Below are 21916 nucleotides of genomic sequence, written 5' to 3'. Positions count from 1 at the left end.
TTTTTTTATAATCCAGCTTTCGATTTTTCTACGGGTTCAGCTTCATATACAGGCCCGGCGCATTGTCCGTGGCGCAAAAACACTTCGCATCATCAGGTACCGATGCAGGGACAAACCTCATCCGTCGGTACGCAGCGATGGCGGGGTGATTATCCGCACGCACCAGAAGTTCCGCGCAGGTATTTTCCGGAATGCAGTGCAGCATCAATTTTTCAGCAAGCCCCTGTCCACGAAAATCAGATTGCACCCAAACGCTAAAAATACGGACAAAATCACTTTCTCGCGCGGCAGAGACAGAGTGACTGGCGGCAATTGCAACGGGTGCTCCGTCCGCCAGAGCAGCATAAACAATGTTGCTGTTCAGAAACTTTTTCAACGTTTGTTCTGATTTTTGATCAAACGTTGAAAGAGACTCATCAAATTGTTCGGGTGCGTCAAGCAGCGCCAAACGTCTGACATCCCGCCACAAAGCATGATCCGCAGCATCAAATCTGCGGACCACAAAATCAGTCATCGTGACCAGGCGCTTGTTTTGACGGGGCAACATAGGGGCGCGTCACATCTTTCAGCGACACATTCAGCGCTTCGACGTTCAACGCAATTGCACCATCACCGGATAAGGTCAGGATCAAGCGCCCCATCCCGTCTTCTCCCGCTTCAAAAGCCATAGACATCAAAGAATAGACCGTCTCTTCGTCGCGGGACACACCTTGTGTCTGAACGCCCAGAACATCATCAACGAACAAAACCGACTGTACGCGTTCGAAATCACGTCCACGCCGTTCCGCTGCGGTTTTGTCTTCCCAACGGAAGCGGTTTAGAAGCAGGGCAAAACGGCGTTCAGATTTGCGGAACGACATTTCATTGCCTGGAAAGACCGCATCCTGCGTCAGCGCAGACATGACCTGCAGATCATCCATATCCGCTGCCATCAGGCGCAGCGGTTGTTCCGCGCCATCTTCAAATTTTGCGTCCGTCATTATTCTTTGATCCTTTCGATCTGCGCACCAACGCCAGAGAACTTGCGCACCACCTGTTCATATCCGCGATCAAGATGATACACGCGGCTGACAGTGGTTTCGCCTTCAGCCGCAAGCCCAGCAAGGATCAGGGAAACAGATGCCCGCAGATCCGTTGCCATCACCGGTGCGCCCTTCAGGCGATCAACGCCATGTACAGTTGCCGTGCCGCCGTTTACTTCAATATTTGCACCCATACGGATAAGTTCGGGCGCATGCATAAAGCGGTTTTCAAAGATCTTTTCTTCCAACACAGAGGTGCCTTCAGCCGTGCATAACAGCGCCATCATCTGGGCCTGTAAATCGGTTGGAAAGCCTGGGAATGGTTCGGTCGTTACATTCACGGCGGACAGCCGACCATTTTTACGTGCAACCTTCAGGCCCCGTTCCGTTTCAGTAACGGCAACCCCTGCGGCATCCAGTTTTTCGCAGAAAGCTTCGATCAGGCTGATACGCCCCCCCAGAAGTTCCACCTCACCACCGGCGATCACCGGTGCCAGCATGTATGTGCCAAGTTCGATACGGTCGGTCACCACCGGGTGTGTTGCGCCATGCAAGCGATCCACGCCCTGAATGGTGATCGATGAACTGCCGTCACCCTCAATCTGTGCGCCCATCTTGCGAAGGCAATCCGCAAGATCAACGATTTCAGGTTCACGAGCCGCATTGTTGATAACTGTCGTGCCCTTAGCGAGGGTCGCAGCCATCATGATATTTTCGGTTGCACCAACAGAGGCAAACGGGAAATCAATCACAGCGCCTTTCAACCCACCCAATGGGGCTTTGGCGTGCAGATAACCGTCTTTCAGCTCAATGGTTGCGCCCATCGCTTCCAGACCATTCGTGTGAATATCCATCGGGCGTGCGCCAATCGCACAACCACCAGGCAGAGACACAACAGCTTGACCTTCGCGCGCCAGAAGCGGACCCAGCACAAGGTTAGACGCACGCATTTTGCGCACAATATCATATTCAGCAACGTGATTGATCGCCCCGTGGCACGACATCGCCTGAACCTGACCGTCCTGCATAGAGGTGACTTCAGCACCGAGAGATTCCAGCAGCTCTGTCATGGTCTTAATGTCAGAAAGACGTGGCGCATTGGTCAATGTCAGCGGTTCTTCGCTGAGAAGCGTCGCTGGCATCAAAGTCAGGCAGGCATTTTTCGCCCCCGCAATCGGGATTTCCCCAGAAAGAGCGTTGCCACCTTTTACAATTATCGAATCCATTTCACTGCCCACCTGTTCTGAAAAACATCAGTCTTTCTGTTCGTTTGTCTGGTCGCCGCCGTCGTCTTCAGACGAAATACGCGCACGTGCCTGCGCTTTGCGGCGTCCCATATTTGATTTCAATGCTGCTTTTAAACGTTGTTCACGCTCTGCCACAGCAGTTTTTTTCTTTTTTTTCCCGCTCTGCGCGGTATCTGTCTCATGTGTCATGGGGAACTATGTATCTCAGTGTGAAAAAACCGTCCAGTTTGCGCTTGCACTGGGCGAAAATTAAGTCTACTCAGCCGCCAACGAACGAAAGTTCCGATGCTGTGGTAGCTCAGTGGTAGAGCGCGTCATTGGTAATGACGAGGTCGGGAGTTCAATCCTCCCTCACAGCACCATACAACTCACTGAAATTATTAACAAATACCACAAAATCAGCCCCAGTGTTGCTCTTTGATTTGTAGCGCATTATGCTAGCTTAGTGTTAGCGCAGTGGATTTGGATTCAATGATTTCAAGCACTTATGATTTTGAAAATTGCACTTTTAGCGTAGTCCTAGCGCAGACCACCACCTATGTAAAAAAACGGTGCGAGCTATATGACTGATCTGCGAGATAGAACTGACCTGCCATATCGGTTTTTTAAGCCGAAAAATTCGAACCGCTGGAATATGCGATTTTCCATCACAGGCTTTCCACAAATTAAATATGCGCTGGGCACATCGGATGATGATGAAGCGTTAGCACTAGCTGCTGAAAAATATCAGGATGCTGCTTTCCAAGCACGGCATGGCATCTTAGCAGCAAATGGTTCGTTCCGCTCCGTTGCTGCGGACTATGTGAAAACGTTGTATTTGATAGCCGAACGTAATCCCAGTAAGTTTGAAGCTGCCAAACGTACTGATGCGGTTGTTAAACGGTACTTTTCCCCATTCTTCAAAACCATGGCCATCACCGCCATCACGCATTCAAAGCTTGCCGCATATACTCAGTGGCGGCGAGTATATTGGACAACTGGTCCCGGTGCTAATCAAGATTACGAACCTTATGAACGTGGTGGAAAAACCGTTCACTCAAAAGCCAAGCACGAAGAACCTAAAAACGCGTCTTTACGTAGGGAGGATGCCTATCTACGGGGTGTTTTTAAACATGCGGTGGGCAAGGGTTTGCTAAAGCCAAGTGATGTTCCAACACAAGACATCCCAAAGCCCAAGTCAAATAAACAGCCCGCATTTACAAAAGAACAGTACGCAACATTGTATGAATGCAGCTTGCAGCGATTAGCAGATGCACAAGGGCGACCAGAAATTCTCTATGCACGTGGCATGCTTCACCACTTCATTACATTGGCGGTAGAAACAGGAATGCGTCCGATAGAGCTGTTGAACCTGAATTGGAAACATATTGAGGGCATGGATGCTGCCAGATCGCAAAAACCCGAGGATCGTAAGATCATAATCCTGGCCTATGGCAAAGCTATTGAGGCTAGCCGGATTGTTCCGAAGGGTACTGCTTATTCAACCTTGGATAACATTCGAAAAACATACATCTGGCGATTTAAAACTGAACCAACTTCCGAAACACCTGTATTTTGCAACATCCAAGGTGGGCGCATGACCACGTTCAACAAATCATTGAATGCCCTGCTTGATGCTTGCAACTTACGGACTGATAGCAATGGTAAGAAGTTTTCCAGTTACTCCTTCCGACATTCATACGCGACTTGGGCGCTACAGGACCCTAATGTGGATTACATGAAGCTTTCCACCAACATGCGCACATCTGTTGGCATGCTTGAGAAACACTATTCAAAAGTCATTGCAGAGGACCATGCTGCAATATTTAGGGGCGATCACGAGTGGTAAGAATGGCTTGAACTCTATAAGTTTTAGCCTTCATCCTCCATCAATACATTGCCCAACTTCAACAGTAGGCTCAGTTGTCGATCATCCATATCGGAGATCATCGAGTTTACCTGCATTAGCAATCGCTGTCGGGCATCGCTGATGTCAGCATCATCCACATCGAAGAACTCCCGCATGGGCAACCCCAGCACATTGGCGATATCAGCCAGCGTCGAAAAATTGGGCGCAGTTTTTCCGCGTTCGAGGTTGGAAATCGTCTCGAACGCCTTGTCGATGGCTTCCGCCAACTGCGGTTGGGTTAGACCCTTTTGGGTTCTTGCAGCTTTCACGCGCAACCCGATGTTTCGTTTCAGTTGATTACTCATACATCGGCTTATAAAGGCGAGTAAAGCTCTTGCCCATGAAGTGAGAATTCGCTAATAAGTACAAATAACGAATTTAAAAGCCGATATTCTGTGTAAAGCATGATGTTTTACGTCAATTAGGCTCACCCTTTTGTTGGAGCTACTTATGAAACTCATCGCTTTGGTTGCCCTGTTTGGTTTGTTTGGTGTCGCATTGATGGCTGATACCGCCGAAAAAACTTCCCCGTGTGTGGATGTCGTAGAAGAAGCCAAAAGCCCTGATCCTGCGGTTAGCCCAGATGGATTTGGTCAAGCCGTTGGTGAACGTGGTGAAACCAATGGGGATACCGAAGAAGGTGACCCATATACGGGTGATCCCGCTTATGGGGATTGTGACGGACGCTAAGACTTTGCTTTGTGCCGTTGACGAACATCCCTGTGACACCAGCTGCATATTGCATTAACTGAAGGCTTCAAACTGACGTACAGCTTGGAGCCTTCTTTTTTGATTTTCCAACTTGGTTGAGTGAGCTTAAGCTGATCAGTGAACCACGCGCAGCATTGGTTTTTTAGGATCAAGCTGGAAATACCGCTTCCAAAGTGGTGTTTTAGTATACACGCGATCAACCAATTTACGTCCGTTATCTATATGTTCCTCCAGCATTCCGCACCACATCAGCGGCTTGATCACACCATAATAAAGGGCACTAGTGCGCGGATCGAATTCATTGGGTTCGTCTTCTTTCCCATAAAGGACTTCGGTAATATTTTGACCTGTTGTTCCATGTTGTGCTTCGACATCCAAAACATTCAACCAAATATTCCAATTGCCCACGAGGTTTCTCCCATAGCGCATTTCTGCATAATGGGGGTCATCAAATAGCAGTGCATGGGCCGCAGCATCAAACCGTCGAAAACGATCTTCAAACACGGATTTGCCAAGTTTGGTCAGAACAAGCTTACCCTTGTAATGGCGCACCACTTTCATTCTTAGCAACAGGTAGTGGAGTTCCCAAAAGGGTTCGAAATGATATTCATCTGCAGCTTTGATTGGCATGTAGCCGTTGTAGATTTCTTGTTCGGTCCAATCGGGCCACTGGATTTTCAAAATCGCTTCGGCAATCAAATCACGACGAAAAGCCATCGTTTTTGTCATTTGTATGCCTTTGGGGTTCTCCACAAACTTTGCTGCAAGAAAATCCAATGCACGAACCAATGGTGAGCCTTCCAGCAAAGGATCATCACTTGGGACTGCAAGAGTATCGTACATGCGGTTTAACCGAGGAATTCTTCGATTGGTTCGTTTTCAAAGTCTGCAAGTGCTGCACCAAGTGCATCTTGGTCCGTTTTGAACCGTTCCTCTGGAATAAATGATGTTCCCTTGGGGTTGGTGATTTCCAAAATCCAGTCTGGTTCATCCACGCCACGGTAGATGCTGATCTCAAACGGATGGCCTTCAACCAGAAGTTTTTGGCAAAGTGGACTGTCCACAATGGGATAATCGTCATCATCTGCAAACATATCGGGGTTTAGACCGCGTTCTCTGAGATGGACAACTGCGGCATCATAAGCAGCCTTGTCAGCGATAAACACGTTCGGCCATTCAACAGATTTTCCGTCAATTTGCATTTCAAGATGCCATGCAAAAGTCCCATTTTCACGGAATATCTCAATATCGATATCTTGCCCATCAATGATCAAAGATTTGCTATAATCACTGTATTCGAAATCAGTTGAAAGCATGGTGCACCCGTTGGTTTTGTGGCCCCATTTTCACTGGATAGCATTTTGGTGTCAACGGTTACATCAAGGTCACTCAACACGCTTTACTTGACTCGTTACCGTTTCGACGACACAACCAATATCCAACTGCACGGAAACCTGTTCAACTATTCCTTCAAGTTCTTCATATGCGTGGTTTAGGTTCATCGCATATGGCTTCCCAAAATGCGGATTGCCCAAGAACGTGGCCAATATCGTCTTTGTGACGTTCAACAGCGTTTGCAGCGCTGCACGTGATGGTTTGCGATTGCGGGTGACCATGCTGGAGTAATAGCTGGGTGCTTGTCCCAATATGCGGCGTGAAAACGCACGTTGAGAGATTACCAGATTGTTGCGTCGGTAACAGTGGAAGGCGTCTTGTAGCAGTTGGGTTTGGTTGATTTCGTTGTATCGCATTTTGTGGCTCCGTTATGGTTCAAACGCAGCTGCTGATGCGCTGCACATGTATTTATGTGGTTTGGTCCATCCATCAGAAACCTGTCCTGCCTGAGCTTTTAATTGGTGCCTGCTCAAGGACTACTTGGATAAATAGTTTTGTTGCACATTGTGCGGCACACATAGAGGGATTTGGATTTTAAACGGGGGCGGGACAAAGACCGTCACTATGAGACACCCTTAGTCGATTGGAACGTAGCTGCGTTGGGCCCTGTAGCGAGGATATCCCAGCAATTGGACTGCCAAGCATGTGATGTGCAAAAGGGTCACCGTCATTGGGGTTCGTGCAGGATTTTTATGACGAGAAATCTGATCATGGGTGAGTTGGAAATTGCTTGGCCCATGATGCTTGCTGATGTCGTTCCATATGCATGGGCAAGCAGCTGGATCAAATAGCGATCCTAACCGTATATGGATGACGGGAATGAGGGCGGAGTACGGGATACCGTCGCCCAAGCAGAAGTGCACATTCCTTATGGAAAAAGCGATACACTCGACTGAATATCAATTTGTCATCTCCCTCCTGCATTGATTGTCGTTGATCAATGGGGGGGAGAAAAAGCTCTCATCTGACTGAGTATCGTGCTTCGCTTTCAGCTGCGCCTAAGTCGCCAGTTAGATAACCGCTGAAATCACTGGTTAGGGATTAACCGAACTGGATTGATGTCGAAGACGTTAAATCGAAGTGAAGCGCCAGAAGAGCAAGGCGATGATAGGCAGTGAACAGAAGATTTTGCAGGTATGTGCGCTAGCAGATACCAATGTGGTGCTGTTCAAAGGAACTGGCATTGCTCTTGTTGGCGTTCTCCGTTTTGCGTGGATCGCGCATTTATATCAGCACCAGTGACTTATCACATATTACACAGAACATGATAAGTGGGCCTATCCCATTGAATTCCTTGGCAATCATAAAGTGGTCGCAGCACTTGCTGAAAGGACTTATCACTAAAAGCAATCAAGGCGTTGTTTTTATTATATTTTGGAGGACTTCATGAAGCAGGCACGGGTTCTAACACAGGCAGAGATCAAGCGGGTTCTCATCTACTGCAACGGCACCAAGTACGCGCAGCGCAATAGGTTGGCGGTACTGCTTTCCCATTATGCGGGTCTGCGTGTTGGTGAAATCGCATCCTTAACATGGGAGCAGTTGCTGGATGCGAACGGCGACATCCGAAGTCAGTTCTATCTGGCTGCTGCTGATACCAAATCCAACGAAGCACGGCTCGTGCATATAAATGCAAAGTTAATGGCGGAACTGGTGGCGGCAACCAAGTTGACCAAAACAGCCTGTGGTCCAATAATCCGATCACAACGAGGTGGGCACTTTTCAGCAAATTCATTGGCGCAAGTGTTTGCGCGGATTTATGCAGGTGTGGGCTTCAAAGATGCGTCCTCACATTCTGGTCGCCGTTGGTTCATTACGGAACTGGCGAAGAAAGGTGTGACCAGTAAAACCATCATGGAACTGGCAGGTCATAAGCAGTTGAGCACCACGCAACGCTATATCGAAGTCACAGACCAGATGAAGGCAGAAGCCGTTCAGCTGCTGTAGCCGAACCTCGAAGGGTCCGTTCCCAAGTGCTTCCGTCACCAATCCCTTTGCCAACACAGTGTTTGCTAACATTGGGTTGCGACATACAAGTTCGACCAGTGTTCCGTCTTCATCAGTTTCTTATGGTTCTGCATTGAAGTTAAATTCGGCTGTGGTACATATACTGGTGCACGAGGTTCAGCCATAGGGAGAGATAAACATGAAAGTGAAGATCAAAGATTTCAATGTCGAAATGGGTGTAAAAACAAACGGCGTCGAGTTTGAGGTTCGAGACCCCGATGGAAACCTCCGCGGTGATTGCTATGTGACTAAGACGGGCTTGATATGGTGCCAAGGGAAAACAACCCGAAAGCATGGTGTCAAGATGTCTTGGGATGAGTTCATCTCACAGATGCAAGATCAGGGTTCCTGAACAACACAGTACCAAAACTTGGTTATTCCAATGGCCTTGTTAATGCGTGGATCGATACTAATGAAGAAAACGACCAAGTTGGAAAATCGAAAATTCCCCAACTTGGTTGATGACAAAAGTGGCAAGCTATGCGGGATGATCGCCGCTATTTTGCCAACGCGTCAACGTTGGAATTTAGCTTGGTACTCCTAAACACGTGGATCAATGGCCAACATTCTCTGTAGATGAAGCGAAGCATGTATTGGAAAATCTGCTTCACAAAATCCACGCAATGTACGCGCACCGTAATCTGAGCCTAACGTTTTGAGGCGTTCTTGGATGAGTCTATCATTCACTTCCGGAATGGCTGATGTGTTTGGCATGTCCTTGTTCAAATATATTATTGTCTGCGAAGAATCTGGCTCAGACCATTTTTGGATTTCACAAACCAATAGGTCGGCGCCGTTCTGAAACAGCTTGTTTGCTCTTTGAACTGGATCAAATATGCCGACGGCGACAATCGCCGCAGAATGCATGATATATGACACGTTTTGAAGCTCAAACTCTGCTCCAACGTACATGGGCATTTCAACAGCACAAACATCTCCAAAGACGGGCACGTTTATAAGTGCTTGTCCGCAGTTGCATTGTGAAAGAATTACATCAGCTGCTGCGTCTAATGGGGCCGTTGGCTGTGACGATATCAAGAGAAAACGATGTTTATATGGGATATTTGTCATTGTGATTTTCCTTTCAATTGACAAAGGTTCTTTGTCTGCCGCCAAGAATTTGGCAGCAGCATTTATGTGATTTAACGAAATTGTGTGGTGCTAGATGGCCAGTTGATCGATGGCAAAAATGCGGGTTCGCATATCATTTCCAGCTGCTGCCAATACATTGAGTACTTTCGCATCATGTATCGATTTGCCACGACTTTTCAGAAATGCTTGTGCCGCAGGTAGCAAACAACTTGACGGTGGGCATTGAACGTCCAGCACCAGCAATCTGCTGCGCATGGCTGCACTGATTGCTGACAGTTTATTGGTGGTCAAAACCAACCCACAATGATGGGAGTGAACATTCCAAAACGCTTGCAAGCTGTTCAAAGTTGACAACGGTATCTGATCAAATTCGTTGATGACGATAAACGGGACCGCAACACTTCCAAGCAATGCGTTCAAAGTGTTTTCGATCTCAGTAAAACTCGTCAACAACTTGCCCTCAAACACATAAGGCACTTGGAAAAGTGGGTTTGCGTGTTGATTGCGCTGTTCCGCCAACACTTTGGCAGCTGCTGATTTTCCTGTACCGGGTGGACCGACTAAGACGACACCACTGTCAAGTTTTCCTGTGGCAATATTTGTGAATTGGCTGGCAACCAACTGATCTGCAAAATGCAGATCAGCCGATGTTTGAGGGCGACAAAATTCTTCAAAGTTCATTTTCATCGGCTCCTTGTGTGTCAGAATTTGCGTCATGCACAGCATCTTGGACAGCATGCTGCGTCTGTTTCACATCATCGAAAATTTTCTGGGAATTTTGTTCTGCGGAATACAAACGTCCTGCTTCACTAAGCACAGTATTGACGACGCTTTTCTTGTTGCAGCCGAAGACAACTTCAAAGGTGCCGCCAGAAGCAGGACGAACCAAGGCAACAGCGAACTCATTTTCGGCTTCTGGATGTGGCTCCAAATCTTGATGGCGCTTATCAATGGCAAACAAAGCATCGATGCTGCTACAGAATTCGGCACCCTGCTCCGCTAATTTGGCGGCGCTTGGCGTAGCTGCACCGTTGCTTTTACGGATGTTTTCGATCCCATTTTGGGATGTGATCCAGTTTTTAAGCTTCGTGGGTTCAATGTTTTGTCGATCCGCTTCATTGAAAACGGAAGCGAAGGCAAAGACGCGGCTTCCACAGTCCCCAAAAATAAGTCTCGCGATTTTTACTGCCAATGATGTTTTGCTATTATATGAGATTTCGAGCGCATCAAGCTGTTGGTTCAGTGCCTTAATTAGTGGGCGGGTTCCCTTGACTTGCATGAAAAGATGGAAGGCTTTCGCAAGCAAATCGTAAAGCGCATCATTGCTTTTCTTATAAAGTGTCTTCTCCCAAGTTTCGCGCTCGTTGATAAGAAGAGCTGTTGTGGAGGCCACTTGGCCACTGCTGACGATATTTTCCATTTCTAGTTCCTTCTTCGGCATTGCCGATGTTGAGTTTGAGTGCGGCGGTGGTGCCGCACCTCATGTCGTTGCTGACAAGGAGAAACTAGCTGCTGGGTATGTTAAGTAATACTAAGCCTCAAGGTTAATTTTTTTGGCTTATCATTTTGATTGTAATCATGCATAACTTAATGATGAAAAGTGCAGAGTTCCGAAAATTTGAAGGCTTAAACAAGAAAATCCTCCTGTTTTTCCGCTTCCTACAGGTCAGCCCAACGTACCGAATGGCCTACGAACACGTTTACCAAGATGCTGCTTTGCCAGACTGCCATGACTATGTCCGTTTGCTTAAATCCGCTGAGCGGTTTGGCGATGTTTGGGGCTTGAGCTTCGAACAGTGGTGGTTCCAACATGGCCAGTACTGGCTAGATTTCATCAATCATATCCAGCCCAAAGTGGCTGCGCGATACTACGGTTTGTCTCTGCCATCGGCAGAGGAGATGGATGAACATCACTGGCGCACATTGGGTTCCTTTAATGAGCAGCTTCAAAGCTACCAACACGATGAATTTCTACCAAATGGTAGCCCTGACACGGTAATTATGGCCATTCCAGTCAACGGTGATGCTGAAGTGATCGAAGAACACATGGTCGAACTCCTCCGTAACGAACTGCAAAAACTGCCTGAAACCATCCGCCGTAGGTCAAGGATCAAGTTTCAAAAAAACAAGGTACGCACGCTCTCGCTGGAAAAGTTTCTTTACGCTGTCTACACCCGTGCATTGTACTTTGACGATCTCAAGCTGCATCAGTTGGGGGCGAGAATTGACAAGGAATATCCTCAAACCAAGCGCAAAGACGAAAGTGACAGTGATGAACCACCTGAGCGGATCAATGGAATAAAGGCTAGTGAATTGTTGCGCAAAGCGTTGTTCGTCTCCGAATGGGCCGCATTGAGCGAATTCCCAGTTGCGACCAAGCACGACAGGGTCAGGAATGAAAAAGCTAAGATGGTGGCGGATGACGCAACAGGAAAACCTCGGCTTCAACTAATAGAAGGGCCCTATGACTTGTCCTTCGATTGGCGATTTATCAAGGACCAAATAAGAGCGGGAAATATCGAGCCTCAACTGTAGAATAGCCCACGAACCATGACTTCGGCGTCTTATTGATTCTTTGCATGTTACCTTGCACCACAGTGTTTGCGAACATTGGGGTTCAAGGTGCTATCGGCACCACAGTTCCAGTTCAGTTGTTTTGGTTCATCACAGTGCCACATGTGCACTCGCTCTTTGGTTGACATGGCATTATTCGAACCTTGCATGCATCAATTGGAGATCATGCAATGACACATCTTTCTAAGCTTTCCCTATCATCGGCATCCCGCAGGCAACCAGTATCGCCAGTTGCACGGAAACGGCTCAACTTAATTCGTAAACTGGACCTGCAAATTCTTGCAGCAGAAGCAGAACTCAAAGACGAAGAATTCCTCGAAGATGTCCGAAAATGGGTGCGTGGGGAGGATGGCGAACGTGAACAAGTTACCCAAAAACGCGCTGTGCGCAAATGGTGGTGGCAACATCACACAGGTGCATGGATGATCACTTTGCGGGATGGGTCCAAGGAATTGCCTTTGCTGGAGGACAAGAATTCTGCGGAGGTTGGTGAGATTTCCAACTTGGTTGATACCCTGCAACAGCTGCGTTCAGCTGTAATCGCTGGTGAACTTGACGATCAACTTACGCAGATGATCAAGGTTAAGCCCAAGAAGACCACAGGCAAACCAACTAAGGTCTAACTCCAATGAAAATCGAACTTTCTATCGATGGCGACCCAAGTGAATTTGAACAAATGTTGCGGATGCTACTGCTGAAGCAGATCACCGACAGTGATATCACCAAGGCCAAGCAACGTGAGGAGCATTGGAAAAAGATCGAAGGCAATACGCGGGTTTCCCAGCTGTTTGTTGAAGCACATGAACGCAGCAAAAGAAAAGAGTTAGCTGGCTAAGTGAGCGTTTCTCAGTAAAGTTGACCTGTATGGGCTGCGTTCATCGAGTGCAGCCCATATTTTTCAATAGCTGACTAGGGGTGATTGCGCCGTGAAAAAATACATATCTCAAAGGCATTCTTCAAAATACATGACAGTCGATGGCGATCCACGTGAACGCGCAAAAGCAGCTTTTGAGCATGATTTTAATACCGTCGAACTTGACCAAAGCACCATGTCTCGCATCGATTTCTATGGTGATGCTTGGTATGAAGCTGTCCGAACCACGGATAGGCTAGAAGGCTTACGGAAAACGGTCACCGTTCGGGGTTGGTACATCTCAACTCTACCAAACTTTGAAGATCGCGGTAATCGCCCTGATTTTGTGTTCGAAATTAACGGGCAAAGCATGAACGAAGATAATCACAGTCGCCCATGGCATTGGCAGTTTTGGGTCAACAAAGAAACGCTCAACCAACACACCAAGCTCAACAGTGCCGTGGTGAGTGCGAGAATGCGCAGTTAACTGAGTCACTTAGCGGTTCACAAAACCTCTGAATTCTGGCTAAATGCTCGGAAAATTAATCTATTCAGGCATTGGTGCAACACATGGCAATCACACTCGAACAACTGGAAAGCCATCTTTGGGGCGCAGCCAATATCTTGCGCGGTTCCATCGATGCAGGTGACTATAAACACTACATTTTTGGCCTACTGTTCTTCAAACGCCTGTCCGATGTTTGGGACGAAGAATACGAAGAACGGCTTGAAACCTATGGCAATGCAGAATTAGCTGCTGATCCTGATGAACACCGTTTTGATCTGCCAAAGGATCACCACTGGGCTGACATTCGCAAACACACGACCAACATTGGCGAACACCTCAACAATGCGTTTCATGCCATTGAGGACGCGAACGAACGTTTGCGTGGCGTGTTTCAGGATGTAGATTTCAACAACAAACAGCGGTTCACCGATGCAATGTTGGAGCAGCTGCTACAGCACTTTGAAACCCATCGTCTGCGCAAGGTGGATGTTGATGGCGACATGCTTGGCAATGCCTATGAGTATCTCATCAAGCAGTTTGCCGATGACAGCGGCAAAAAGGGAGGTGAATTTTATACACCCAAAGAGGTGGTGGAACTGATGGTTGCCTGTCTTCAAATCGAAGAAGGCATGAGCGTCTATGATCCAACCTGCGGCAGTGGTGGCATGTTGCTTGAGGCCCATAAATCCGTTGAAAAATCTGGCAAGGATGCACGAACACTGAACCTGTTTGGGCAAGAGAAGAACCTAAACACTTGGGCCATCTGTCAGATGAACCTGTTTCTGCATGATATCGATGATGCAGATATCCAACGCGGTGACACCTTGCGCGATCCCAAACACTTGGTTGGTGACGCTGCAAAAGCGGTGCGCACCTTTGATCGTGTTATCGCCAATCCACCGTTTTCGTTAAAGGAATGGGGGCATTCTATTTGGTCCACTGGCGATCCGTTTGCGCGTGACACCTATGGATGTCCGCCGAAATCTTACGGTGATCTGGCCTTTGTCCAACACATGCTATCGAGCCTTAAAGAAAAAGGTAAAATGGCTGTGGTTGTTCCACATGGTGTTTTGTTCCGTGCAGGCAAAGAAGGCGAAATTCGCAAGGCTCTGCTGGAAAATGACATCGTCGATGCCGTCATTGGGCTAGCATCTAACTTATTTTATGGCGCTGGCATTCCTGCTGCGATCCTCGTGTTGTCCAAATCCAAGCCTGCCCACAAAAAGGGCAAGGTGCTGATAATCAATGGCGCAGAGCAGTTTGAAGAAGGCCGTGCACAAAACTTCCTGCGTGAACCCCATATTAAAGCCCTTACCGATGCCTATCTAAATTGGGCGGATGTGGATCGTTTGGCAAAGGTGGTTGCGGTGTCAGATGTTGCTAACAATGACCACAACTTGAACATTACGCGCTATCTGAGTTTAGGAGCGGAAGCCGAAGTCATCGAAGTGCCTGTGGAGTTGGAAAAGCTGACCACGCTGCAACAGGAACGGGATAAAGCGGAAGCCAAAATGGCTGGGTTCTTAAAGGAGCTTGGCTATGTTGGATGAGGTGCCGAATGGGTGGGTGAACGGGCTTCTTAATAGCTGTGTTGCAAAGGTCTTTGGTGGAGGCACGCCAAGTAGAAAAAATGCTGATTTCTGGAACGGTGAGATATTTTGGGCGAGCGTCAAAGATTTCACCAAGTTCCATCCAACACAGACACAAGAAACCATAACCGATGCGGGCCTAACCCATTCAAGCGCGAAAGTTGTAAAAGCTGGAACGTTAATCGTTGCAACTCGAATGGCCGTCGGTTCTGCAAGAGTTTTCGAAGTAGATGTTGCAATTAATCAAGACCTCAAAGCGATTGAGGTTAGCAAAAATTGTGATCGAGACTTTCTAAATTTTTGGCTGGAATGCAATCGACCATTGGTCGAAGCACAAGCGACAGGTACTACTGTCAAAGGAATTTCCCAAAGCGCATTGCTTGGGCTCCCTTTACTTGTTCCCCCACTCGATGAACAGCAACGCATTGCGGAAATCCTTACTTCTGTTGATGAAACCATCCGCGTAACGGAAGCGGTGATTGCCCAAACAGAACGGGTCAAACTGGGTGTGATGGAGAATTTACTGACAGGTGGATTGGGCAGCGATGCCATCGCCAACGGTGAAGTGCCGGATGGGTGGGAGTTGTGTTTGCTCGGCAATCTTTCGTCAAAGAAAGGGATGCAAACTGGGCCATTTGGGAGCCAGCTAAAAGCCAGCGAATATGTTGAACACGGCCCTATTTCGGTTGTGATGCCAAAGGAGATCATTGGCGGAACAATCCAATTTGATCGATGTTCTAAAATTGATGAGATCAAAGCCGAACAGTTAACAAAGCACTTTTTGAAGACAGGTGATCTGTTGTTCGCAAGGCGTGGCGATCTTTCGAAAATCTCAATGTTTGATGGTCAAGAAGAGCAGGCGATATGTGGCACAGGTTGCCTTCGTTGCCGTCCAAACTTGGAACAGGTTGATCCGCAGTTTCTAGCTAAGATACTGACAATGCCGAGCAGTATTGAATGGCTAGAAACGAATGCAGTAGGACAAACAATGCTCAACTTGAATACTAATATTATTTCCGATTTACCTTTGATCATTCCGCCTAAGGTGGAGCAGCAGCGTGTTGTGAATGCGCTTGATAGTATTGATGAAGATATCAGCGTCAAACGTGCCCTCCTGTCCCAAACCAAACGCCTCAAACAAGGTCTAATGTCTGATCTTCTCACTGGCAGAAAGCGGGTGACGTGATGAAGGGCAAGGGTGCGGAATGGAAACTGGCGGAAAAACCAACGCTGCAATACCTGCAAACGCTGGGGTATGGTTTTGTTGAACCTGCGGAACATGAACACTTGCGGGCCTCGCCCAATCTAACTTTGTTCAAACCGCACTTGGTTGATGCGTTGCAACGGCTCAACGGAATTTCGCAATCGGATGCCGAAGCTGCTTTTGCTGAGTTGCAAAGCAAAGATGACAACGAAGAGTGGTTTTCTATTTTGCGCGGTGCCTTTGCCCGTACCGTTGAAGGACAACGCACACAGCAAACCTTGCGCGTCATTGATTTCAAAGACCCCAGTAAAAACCGATACCAAGTTACCCATCAGCTTTACGTGAAGGCGGAGAAATCTCGCATTCCAGACGTGGTTGTCTATGTGAACGGTATCCCGTTGGTGGTGATTGAGGCGAAATCACCCCTGTCTGGCAAAGACAAAAACGGCGAAGCGTTCGATCAGATCAAACAATATGAGCGTGATATCCCGCGTTTGTTTGCCACCAATGCGTTCAACATTGTCACCGATGGTGTTTCCATTCTTTACGGAGCTACAGGTGCACCATCGAAGTTTTATGGCTATTGGCGTGATGAATGGCCCCGTTCCGAACCTTTTGCCAATGAGTTGGAAAAGGGACTGTGGTGCCTGCTGGAACCCAGCCGATTGTTGGATTTCATTGCCCACTTCATCGTTTTTGAGACCGATGCAGAAAGCGGGAAAACCATCAAAAAGATGTGCCGCTATCAGCAATACCGTGCTGTGAACAAAATGGTGGACCGTGTTGTTGATGGCGAACACAACAAAGGTTTGGTGTGGCACACACAAGGAAGCGGTAAGTCACTGACAATGGTGTTTGCTGCGTTGAAGCTGAAAAACCATCTCACCGTTGATAACCCACGTTTGGCCAATCCGAACCTAATGGTTTTGACGGATCGTATTGATTTGGACGATCAAATCTCAGCCACGTTCCAAGCCTGTGGTTTGGCAAATCCAACCCGTGTCAGCAGCATTCAAAAGCTACGCGCGGAACTGGATGCAGGTGTGGATGGCAAGACCCTGCTAAGCACGATCTACAAGTTTGAAGGATCAAAGAAGCCACTGGCCAATTCTGGCAACTGGATTGTGATGGTGGATGAATGTCACCGCACACAGGAAAAGGACTTGGGTGCCTATCTTCGGGCAACCTTGCCTGATGCCGTGTTCTTTGGGTTCACTGGTACGCCTGTCAAAAAGACGGACCGTGATACCTACAGCAATTTCAGCGTCGGTGATGAACGTTATTTGGACAAATATGGCATCGATGACGCTGTGCGTGATGGTGCAACTGTTCCCATCTACTACACGGGACGCAAAACAGACTGGCATATCGATGAAACCAAGTTGGACATGATGTTTGACACTTGGTTTAGCCACTTGAACGAGGAGGAACTGGCGAAGGTCAAAAAGCGCGGTGTCCAAGTTGCAGATTTGGTGAAGCATCCGCAGCGCATCGAATTGATCGCCTTTGATCTATGGAACCACTTCCGTGCATACGCCAATCCTGATGGTTTCAAAGCACAGATTGTTGCCTATGACAGAGAAAGTATCATCCTTTACAAACGCGCTTTGGACGCAGAAATCACCAAGTTCCTTCGCAAGCAAGGCATGGATGCAGATGAAGCAAAGGCAGAAGCTGATGCTATGACAGCTTGCGTATTCTCAAAATCACAGGAAGACGATAAGCCAACTGAAGACATCTATGACGCAGGTGTCCGCAAAGACCTGCAACGTTGGTATTTGGACAGGGATGCGGAGAAAGAGGTCAAACGGGCTTTTTCCAAACGTGGTGAAAACCCGCAGTTCTTGATTGTCTGTGACAAGCTACTCACTGGTTTTGACGCTCCAGCGGAAAGTGTCATGTACTTGGACAAACCGCTGAAGGAACACTCACTTCTGCAAGCCATTGCGCGTACAAATCGTGTTTCGGATGCAAAGAAGAAATGTGGTTTGATCGTTGACTACATCGGTATCAGTAAAAAACTGGACGAAGCCCTTAGCAGCTATCGCAACGAAGATGTTGATAATGCACTCACTGACTTAGATGACCTGCGTAACGAATTGAAAGCCGCACATGCTGCGGTTTTGAAAGCTATCAAAGACGTAAAGCGCAATGGGCGTGATCTTAAAGCAGAATATGATGCACTGGTTCAGCTGCTGGACACCGAAGACCAATGGATCGGTTTTCAAAATATCGCAAAAGCGTTCATTTCGCTTTATGAGGCGCTTTCACCTGATCCATCCGTTTTGGACATGTCCTATGATATGAAATGGACAGCTGGTTTCCTTGTCTATGGTCGTCAAGTTTTTGAGAAGAAGGAAGCTCTTGGTCAGACTGACTATAGCGAAAAAATACGCGAAATGCTTGAGGATCATCTTCAAGCAACGGGTATCACCACTGTCGTAAAACTGCGGAGTATCGTTGACGACGAGTTTTGGGATGATTTCGAGCAAGAGGGCAAATCTGACGAAGAACTTGCCACTGCTGCGATCCGTAAAACAACAGAATTGCGGAAAACAACAGAAGCCAAGCTGGCGGAGAACTACCATCAATACGCGAAGTTCAGTGACCGTTTGCGGGAGTTAATCCAAAAGATGGATGATGCTCAGTTAAGCTGGTCAGAAAAACTCAATGCCGCCGAACAATACGCCAAAGACTTGGAGGCAGAAGCCACAGCGCATGAGGGTAGTGGATTAAGCGAGGGTGCCTATGCTGTGCAAAAAGCGCTGGAAGCTCTGAGTGACGCTAAATTTACGTCTGAGACATGTTCTGATTTAGCTCGTGTGATCGAAGTCCTCTATACGGACACAGCAACCGCACCCGTCGGATGGCAAACCAAAGAAGAAGTGCGCAAGCAGCTGCGCCAGTTGGTTCGCAAAACGGCACATGCTGCTGGGTTTCCTAATCTCACCGAAATGCCCAACCAAGTCGAAGATGTCGCCATCAAATTCTTCACTGGGGGCAATGATGGGTGAGTTCCAGTTAGGGCAAACGTCAGTACCGTACAGCTTGCACCACAGTGAGACTGCAACACGGGTCCATCTGAAAATGACGCTGGATGGCATGGCTGTCACAGCTCCAGCGGGGTTGGAGCCAACCAAGTTGGAAAAAGCCCTTCATTCCAAACGCAAGTGGATCATCTCCAACCACCAAGATTTTCAGCGAAAACTGGCGGAAACGCACAAAGTGGTCAGGTTTCGCACTGGCGCAAAAATTCCTTACTGGGGTCGTTTGGCCAAGCTTTCAGTGTCCCAACATGACAAGTCCTATGTTTCGGTTCGATATTCTGGCGGGTTCGACATTGCCTGCCCCTTAGAAGCTGATGATCAAATGGTTGAACGTGCGTTGCATCGTTGGCTTATTGATCGCCTGAAATCCGAAGCCAAAGCCATCGGAAACCGCCATTCAAAGGCGTTGGGCAAAGGCCCACTAAAACTGCGTGTTCAAGAACTGCAAACCATGTGGGGCAGTTGTGGTGCCAATGGAACGGTTAGCTTGGACTGGCACCTGATATTCGCACCAAAGAAGGTCATGCAATACGCAATAGCACATGAGGTTAGCCACCTCATTGAACGGAACCACACTAAGGCATTTTGGGACGTGGTGCGCGGTTTGCATGGCGATTTTGAGAATGCCAAAGCTTGGCTAGATGAGAACGAACACATGCTGGGATATCGGATGGTGCCCCTTAAATGAGCGTGAGAAATTTACAAATTTCAACCAAAACGCTGGACTTATCGGGCGAAGATATGAACCTGTTATTGGCTGATAGCTATTTTTCTGTGGGGTATGAAGTTTACATTAAAGCACAAAAAGAGCTCTCAACTGGTTCAGTTCAAGAAAAAGTGGCCAATTCTGGAAGCTTGTTTGTTGGAGCGTTCAATCTTGCACACGGCTTTGAACTACTTCTAAAGACCTTGCTTCAGTCATTGCATCTCATGGACAAGGGAAAGCAACACAAATTTCAATCTGGTCTTCGCGCATTAATCGAAATGGAGCCGGTCATCGCACACAATATCGATATGCTAGGGGCAACCAGTGAGGAGGTTTTTGATGCACTATCTTCATTGGAAGAATGCTATCATAAAGGCAGATATTTTGGTGTAGGCAATAAAAAGACACGGAATACATCCTTCCCATCTCCCAAATCCATTGCGATAATTGTTATCGCTCTGGCGGTTGCTTTCCCTAAGCCCATTATGAACCTGAGTTATCTTGCCTCCATTGCTAAGATGGGTAGCAAAGAGTGAGAAACGTTTTCGATCACTACTCCCAAGCCGAAAACCAACTGACCCATGCGTTGTTCAGCGCCTTAGAGAATGACCAAACACTCCTGCGATCATTCGTCAAAGATATTTGCTGCGTGACCGCGCCGAAAACCTCCAATCTACGGTTGTCGGTGCAAAAATACCCGTTTGCTAGGCTGTATGACGACACTGAAGTTGTTTCTCGTAACATTCCAGATGCATGGATTTTTGACGATGAAGGTTTTGCACTGGTGTTTGAGGCGAAAATCACCGCCAACCTGACAACAACGCAACTGCGTGGGCATCAACGTGTGGCCAATCAATTAGGGTTCGAAGATGCGTACTACTTTACTGTAGTAGGTGAGCAAGATCAGACGAAAACCGATGGTTGGACCGAGCTGCTTTGGTCGGAAATCTACGTTTGGCTACGAAGGCATGCCACAACAGGCACATGGGCAAAACACGCAGCCGAGTATTTCGAAGTATTGGAGGCAAGAATGTTGGAACAGGGTACACTTGGTAACGCTGAGATTACCAAATTCGACGGCTTTTCCAGCTATGAAGATGGATACAGCTACTTGGTTGCAAAAGCGGAACTGCGGAAGGCCATGCGTGAACTTAGAAGCAGGAACGATCTTGCTGAACAGCTTAATATGGACCCAAATGACAACGGTCGTGGCGCTATCACTGGCAAATCCGAACAGAGTGTTTGGGATTATCTCGCAATGACCAGTGGCTTGGATACCCCAAATTTCACAGGCTTCATGCACTTAACTGTTGGGCTAGGCGTAAACGGGGTTGAGGCGATGGTAACTATACCTAATGGGCTAGCATCCAAACCCAAAAAGGCACTTAAGAAACTAGGTTTAGACGGTTTTCGCGCTTTGTGTGCGCAAGTATTGGAAAACCTACAACCAGTACTTTCCGCTGAACCTTCGGCTGTACCCACAATGAGGGGTGTTCAACGACGGTATCCATCACAAAGGTCAGTTCCATTTGTTGACGCCTCGTTAAACTTCGATCTACGGACTGCATTTGCATCAGTTGATGGGCCTAAATATCAACCTCAGTGGTTTGACTCCCTTTATAATGCGTTCTTGCACAAAGGCTCGAACTATCAATTTCAGATTGGTGTCGTGTTTAAGCATGAAGCTTGTGAAGCTATGAAATCCGCCAAGTCATTGGATTTACTTTCAAAAAGCTGGATCGCCTGTAAACCCCTAATTTCAGCGGCAAGATTAGCACAGCCCTAGCACGGCAAAATTAAGTCATTGATTAAAAACAAATTAATCTATCCATTAACTCCCTCCTAAGGGGCGGATTGATATATGCGATTTATGCCCAAGATAAGTTTTTGACTTTAAAATCGCGAAATGCATTTACTAGCGCATAGTTAGTGCAGTACTCACATTCTATTGATTTTACTTGTGAAATGTTAACCGTTTATGTATTGGTAATGACGAGGTCGGGAGTTCAATCCTCCCTCACAGCACCATCTCTCTACAAAACCTGAACTACTACCGATCCGCAACTGATCTGA

General features: G+C 47.5%; 25 protein-coding genes and 1 tRNA gene. 15 read left to right on the top strand and 11 right to left on the bottom strand.

The features are described 5' to 3' along the window. Positions 1-28: 28 nt before the first annotated feature. The 4 genes from ACPGUT_RS02055 to ACPGUT_RS02040 are packed head-to-tail and all read right to left on the bottom strand — an operon-like array spanning position 29 to position 2458. On the bottom strand, positions 29-448 hold the full coding sequence (locus ACPGUT_RS02055; RefSeq protein WP_423988581.1) for an N-acetyltransferase family protein: 420 nt from the start codon (positions 446-448) through the stop codon (positions 29-31). 58 nt (positions 449-506) lie between these two features. Beyond that, positions 507-980 (bottom strand): DUF2948 family protein, encoded by a 474-nt coding sequence (locus ACPGUT_RS02050; RefSeq protein WP_423988580.1) that lies wholly within the window; start codon positions 978-980, stop codon positions 507-509. After that, on the bottom strand, positions 980-2248 hold the full coding sequence (gene murA, locus ACPGUT_RS02045; protein ID WP_423988579.1) for a UDP-N-acetylglucosamine 1-carboxyvinyltransferase: 1269 nt from the start codon (positions 2246-2248) through the stop codon (positions 980-982). The genes ACPGUT_RS02050 and murA overlap by 1 nt, the downstream gene beginning before the upstream one ends. 27 nt (positions 2249-2275) lie before the next feature. Continuing rightward, positions 2276-2458, bottom strand: a complete 183-nt coding sequence (locus tag ACPGUT_RS02040) for a hypothetical protein (RefSeq protein ID WP_423988578.1) — start codon at positions 2456-2458, stop codon at positions 2276-2278. Between the two features lie 98 nt (positions 2459-2556). Between ACPGUT_RS02040 and ACPGUT_RS02035 the strand changes: the two genes are divergently transcribed. Beyond that, positions 2557-2631: transfer RNA gene (locus ACPGUT_RS02035), tRNA-Thr, on the top strand. Between the two features lie 200 nt (positions 2632-2831). Then, positions 2832-4097, top strand: coding sequence for a tyrosine-type recombinase/integrase (locus tag ACPGUT_RS02030; protein ID WP_423988577.1), 1266 nt, complete (start codon positions 2832-2834; stop codon positions 4095-4097). Positions 4098-4120: 23 nt separating this feature from the next. On the opposite strand, the gene ACPGUT_RS02025 is transcribed toward ACPGUT_RS02030, so the two are convergent. Further along, complete coding sequence (locus ACPGUT_RS02025) at positions 4121-4462, bottom strand: helix-turn-helix domain-containing protein (RefSeq protein WP_423988576.1); 342 nt, start codon at positions 4460-4462, stop codon at positions 4121-4123. A 145-nt stretch (positions 4463-4607) separates the two neighbouring features. Between ACPGUT_RS02025 and ACPGUT_RS02020 the strand changes: the two genes are divergently transcribed. After that, positions 4608-4847, top strand: a complete 240-nt coding sequence (locus ACPGUT_RS02020; protein WP_423988575.1) for a hypothetical protein — start codon at positions 4608-4610, stop codon at positions 4845-4847. 135 nt (positions 4848-4982) lie between these two features. Here the strand turns inward: ACPGUT_RS02020 and ACPGUT_RS02015 are convergent, their stop codons facing one another. The 3 genes from ACPGUT_RS02015 to ACPGUT_RS02005 form a co-directional block, all read right to left on the bottom strand. After that, positions 4983-5711: a hypothetical protein gene (locus ACPGUT_RS02015; RefSeq protein ID WP_423988574.1), complete on the bottom strand. Its 729-nt coding sequence runs from the start codon at positions 5709-5711 to the stop codon at positions 4983-4985. Between the two features lie 5 nt (positions 5712-5716). Next, positions 5717-6184 (bottom strand): hypothetical protein, encoded by a 468-nt coding sequence (locus ACPGUT_RS02010; RefSeq protein ID WP_423988573.1) that lies wholly within the window; start codon positions 6182-6184, stop codon positions 5717-5719. A 69-nt stretch (positions 6185-6253) separates the two neighbouring features. After that, positions 6254-6619, bottom strand: coding sequence for a hypothetical protein (locus ACPGUT_RS02005; RefSeq protein WP_423988572.1), 366 nt, complete (start codon positions 6617-6619; stop codon positions 6254-6256). Positions 6620-7649: 1030 nt separating this feature from the next. On the opposite strand from ACPGUT_RS02005, the gene ACPGUT_RS02000 reads away from it, so the two are divergent. Further along, positions 7650-8210: a tyrosine-type recombinase/integrase gene (locus ACPGUT_RS02000; RefSeq protein ID WP_423988571.1), complete on the top strand. Its 561-nt coding sequence runs from the start codon at positions 7650-7652 to the stop codon at positions 8208-8210. Between the two features lie 199 nt (positions 8211-8409). Beyond that, positions 8410-8622 carry a hypothetical protein gene (locus tag ACPGUT_RS01995; RefSeq protein WP_423988570.1) on the top strand — a complete coding sequence of 71 codons (213 nt, stop codon included), beginning with the start codon at positions 8410-8412 and terminating at the stop codon, positions 8620-8622. Between the two features lie 188 nt (positions 8623-8810). Here ACPGUT_RS01995 and ACPGUT_RS01990 read toward each other — a convergent pair whose 3' ends face one another. The 3 genes from ACPGUT_RS01990 to ACPGUT_RS01980 form a co-directional block, all read right to left on the bottom strand. Beyond that, positions 8811-9341 carry a hypothetical protein gene (locus ACPGUT_RS01990; protein ID WP_423988569.1) on the bottom strand — a complete coding sequence of 177 codons (531 nt, stop codon included), beginning with the start codon at positions 9339-9341 and terminating at the stop codon, positions 8811-8813. A gap of 90 nt (positions 9342-9431) precedes the next feature. After that, positions 9432-10043 (bottom strand): AAA family ATPase, encoded by a 612-nt coding sequence (locus ACPGUT_RS01985; RefSeq protein ID WP_423988568.1) that lies wholly within the window; start codon positions 10041-10043, stop codon positions 9432-9434. Beyond that, positions 10033-10782 (bottom strand): hypothetical protein, encoded by a 750-nt coding sequence (locus ACPGUT_RS01980; protein WP_423988567.1) that lies wholly within the window; start codon positions 10780-10782, stop codon positions 10033-10035. The genes ACPGUT_RS01985 and ACPGUT_RS01980 overlap by 11 nt, the downstream gene beginning before the upstream one ends. Positions 10783-10940: 158 nt before the next feature. Here ACPGUT_RS01980 and ACPGUT_RS01975 point away from each other — a divergent pair, with 158 nt between their 5' ends. The 10 genes from ACPGUT_RS01975 to ACPGUT_RS01930 all read left to right on the top strand — a co-directional run bounded on the left by ACPGUT_RS01975 (position 10941) and on the right by ACPGUT_RS01930 (position 21629). Beyond that, positions 10941-11897 carry a hypothetical protein gene (locus tag ACPGUT_RS01975; RefSeq protein WP_423988566.1) on the top strand — a complete coding sequence of 319 codons (957 nt, stop codon included), beginning with the start codon at positions 10941-10943 and terminating at the stop codon, positions 11895-11897. A 209-nt stretch (positions 11898-12106) separates the two neighbouring features. After that, positions 12107-12559, top strand: coding sequence for a DUF6641 family protein (locus tag ACPGUT_RS01970; RefSeq protein WP_423988565.1), 453 nt, complete (start codon positions 12107-12109; stop codon positions 12557-12559). Between the two features lie 5 nt (positions 12560-12564). After that, the gene (locus ACPGUT_RS01965; protein ID WP_423988564.1) at positions 12565-12771 is read left to right on the top strand and encodes a hypothetical protein; all 207 of its coding nucleotides are present in this window, start codon (positions 12565-12567) and stop codon (positions 12769-12771) included. Between the two features lie 91 nt (positions 12772-12862). Continuing rightward, positions 12863-13276: a hypothetical protein gene (locus ACPGUT_RS01960; RefSeq protein ID WP_423988563.1), complete on the top strand. Its 414-nt coding sequence runs from the start codon at positions 12863-12865 to the stop codon at positions 13274-13276. An 83-nt stretch (positions 13277-13359) separates the two neighbouring features. Next, complete coding sequence (locus ACPGUT_RS01955) at positions 13360-14847, top strand: type I restriction-modification system subunit M (RefSeq protein WP_423988562.1); 1488 nt, start codon at positions 13360-13362, stop codon at positions 14845-14847. Next, positions 14837-16072, top strand: a complete 1236-nt coding sequence (locus ACPGUT_RS01950) for a restriction endonuclease subunit S (protein WP_423988561.1) — start codon at positions 14837-14839, stop codon at positions 16070-16072. Before ACPGUT_RS01955 ends, ACPGUT_RS01950 begins: the two co-directional genes overlap by 11 nt. After that, positions 16072-19104 (top strand): type I restriction endonuclease subunit R, encoded by a 3033-nt coding sequence (locus ACPGUT_RS01945; protein ID WP_423988560.1) that lies wholly within the window; start codon positions 16072-16074, stop codon positions 19102-19104. The genes ACPGUT_RS01950 and ACPGUT_RS01945 overlap by 1 nt, the downstream gene beginning before the upstream one ends. Positions 19105-19177: 73 nt before the next feature. Beyond that, on the top strand, positions 19178-19825 hold the full coding sequence (locus tag ACPGUT_RS01940) for a M48 family metallopeptidase (RefSeq protein ID WP_423988559.1): 648 nt from the start codon (positions 19178-19180) through the stop codon (positions 19823-19825). Continuing rightward, positions 19822-20379, top strand: coding sequence for a hypothetical protein (locus ACPGUT_RS01935; RefSeq protein ID WP_423988558.1), 558 nt, complete (start codon positions 19822-19824; stop codon positions 20377-20379). The genes ACPGUT_RS01940 and ACPGUT_RS01935 overlap by 4 nt, the downstream gene beginning before the upstream one ends. After that, a complete protein-coding gene (locus tag ACPGUT_RS01930; RefSeq protein ID WP_423988557.1) occupies positions 20376-21629 on the top strand; it encodes a hypothetical protein in 1254 nt (417 codons plus the stop codon). Before ACPGUT_RS01935 ends, ACPGUT_RS01930 begins: the two co-directional genes overlap by 4 nt. Positions 21630-21916: the final 287 nt, after the last annotated feature.

Source organism: Halocynthiibacter sp., from assembly GCF_049608145.1.
Taxonomy (GTDB): domain Bacteria; phylum Pseudomonadota; class Alphaproteobacteria; order Rhodobacterales; family Rhodobacteraceae; genus Halocynthiibacter.
The sequence above is the reverse complement of the archived record's forward strand: the minus strand, read 5'-3'. Positions and strand labels throughout refer to the sequence as shown.

What these genes read in the sequence shown, in the direction of transcription:
- ACPGUT_RS02050 (WP_423988580.1), bottom strand. Translation starts at nt 980, where the DNA reads ATGACGGACGCAAAATTTGAAGATGGCGCGGAACAACCGCTGCGCCTG.
- murA (WP_423988579.1), bottom strand. Translation starts at nt 2,248, where the DNA reads ATGGATTCGATAATTGTAAAAGGTGGCAACGCTCTTTCTGGGGAAATC.
- ACPGUT_RS02040 (WP_423988578.1), bottom strand. Translation starts at nt 2,458, where the DNA reads ATGACACATGAGACAGATACCGCGCAGAGCGGGAAAAAAAAGAAAAAA.
- ACPGUT_RS02030 (WP_423988577.1), top strand. Translation starts at nt 2,832, where the DNA reads ATGACTGATCTGCGAGATAGAACTGACCTGCCATATCGGTTTTTTAAG.
- ACPGUT_RS02025 (WP_423988576.1), bottom strand. Translation starts at nt 4,462, where the DNA reads ATGAGTAATCAACTGAAACGAAACATCGGGTTGCGCGTGAAAGCTGCA.
- ACPGUT_RS02020 (WP_423988575.1), top strand. Translation starts at nt 4,608, where the DNA reads ATGAAACTCATCGCTTTGGTTGCCCTGTTTGGTTTGTTTGGTGTCGCA.
- ACPGUT_RS02015 (WP_423988574.1), bottom strand. Translation starts at nt 5,711, where the DNA reads ATGTACGATACTCTTGCAGTCCCAAGTGATGATCCTTTGCTGGAAGGC.
- ACPGUT_RS02010 (WP_423988573.1), bottom strand. Translation starts at nt 6,184, where the DNA reads ATGCTTTCAACTGATTTCGAATACAGTGATTATAGCAAATCTTTGATC.
- ACPGUT_RS02005 (WP_423988572.1), bottom strand. Translation starts at nt 6,619, where the DNA reads ATGCGATACAACGAAATCAACCAAACCCAACTGCTACAAGACGCCTTC.
- ACPGUT_RS02000 (WP_423988571.1), top strand. Translation starts at nt 7,650, where the DNA reads ATGAAGCAGGCACGGGTTCTAACACAGGCAGAGATCAAGCGGGTTCTC.
- ACPGUT_RS01995 (WP_423988570.1), top strand. Translation starts at nt 8,410, where the DNA reads ATGAAAGTGAAGATCAAAGATTTCAATGTCGAAATGGGTGTAAAAACA.
- ACPGUT_RS01990 (WP_423988569.1), bottom strand. Translation starts at nt 9,341, where the DNA reads ATGACAAATATCCCATATAAACATCGTTTTCTCTTGATATCGTCACAG.
- ACPGUT_RS01985 (WP_423988568.1), bottom strand. Translation starts at nt 10,043, where the DNA reads ATGAACTTTGAAGAATTTTGTCGCCCTCAAACATCGGCTGATCTGCAT.
- ACPGUT_RS01980 (WP_423988567.1), bottom strand. Translation starts at nt 10,782, where the DNA reads ATGGAAAATATCGTCAGCAGTGGCCAAGTGGCCTCCACAACAGCTCTT.
- ACPGUT_RS01975 (WP_423988566.1), top strand. Translation starts at nt 10,941, where the DNA reads ATGCATAACTTAATGATGAAAAGTGCAGAGTTCCGAAAATTTGAAGGC.
- ACPGUT_RS01970 (WP_423988565.1), top strand. Translation starts at nt 12,107, where the DNA reads ATGACACATCTTTCTAAGCTTTCCCTATCATCGGCATCCCGCAGGCAA.
- ACPGUT_RS01965 (WP_423988564.1), top strand. Translation starts at nt 12,565, where the DNA reads ATGAAAATCGAACTTTCTATCGATGGCGACCCAAGTGAATTTGAACAA.
- ACPGUT_RS01955 (WP_423988562.1), top strand. Translation starts at nt 13,360, where the DNA reads ATGGCAATCACACTCGAACAACTGGAAAGCCATCTTTGGGGCGCAGCC.
- ACPGUT_RS01950 (WP_423988561.1), top strand. Translation starts at nt 14,837, where the DNA reads ATGTTGGATGAGGTGCCGAATGGGTGGGTGAACGGGCTTCTTAATAGC.
- ACPGUT_RS01945 (WP_423988560.1), top strand. Translation starts at nt 16,072, where the DNA reads ATGAAGGGCAAGGGTGCGGAATGGAAACTGGCGGAAAAACCAACGCTG.
- ACPGUT_RS01940 (WP_423988559.1), top strand. Translation starts at nt 19,178, where the DNA reads ATGACGCTGGATGGCATGGCTGTCACAGCTCCAGCGGGGTTGGAGCCA.
- ACPGUT_RS01935 (WP_423988558.1), top strand. Translation starts at nt 19,822, where the DNA reads ATGAGCGTGAGAAATTTACAAATTTCAACCAAAACGCTGGACTTATCG.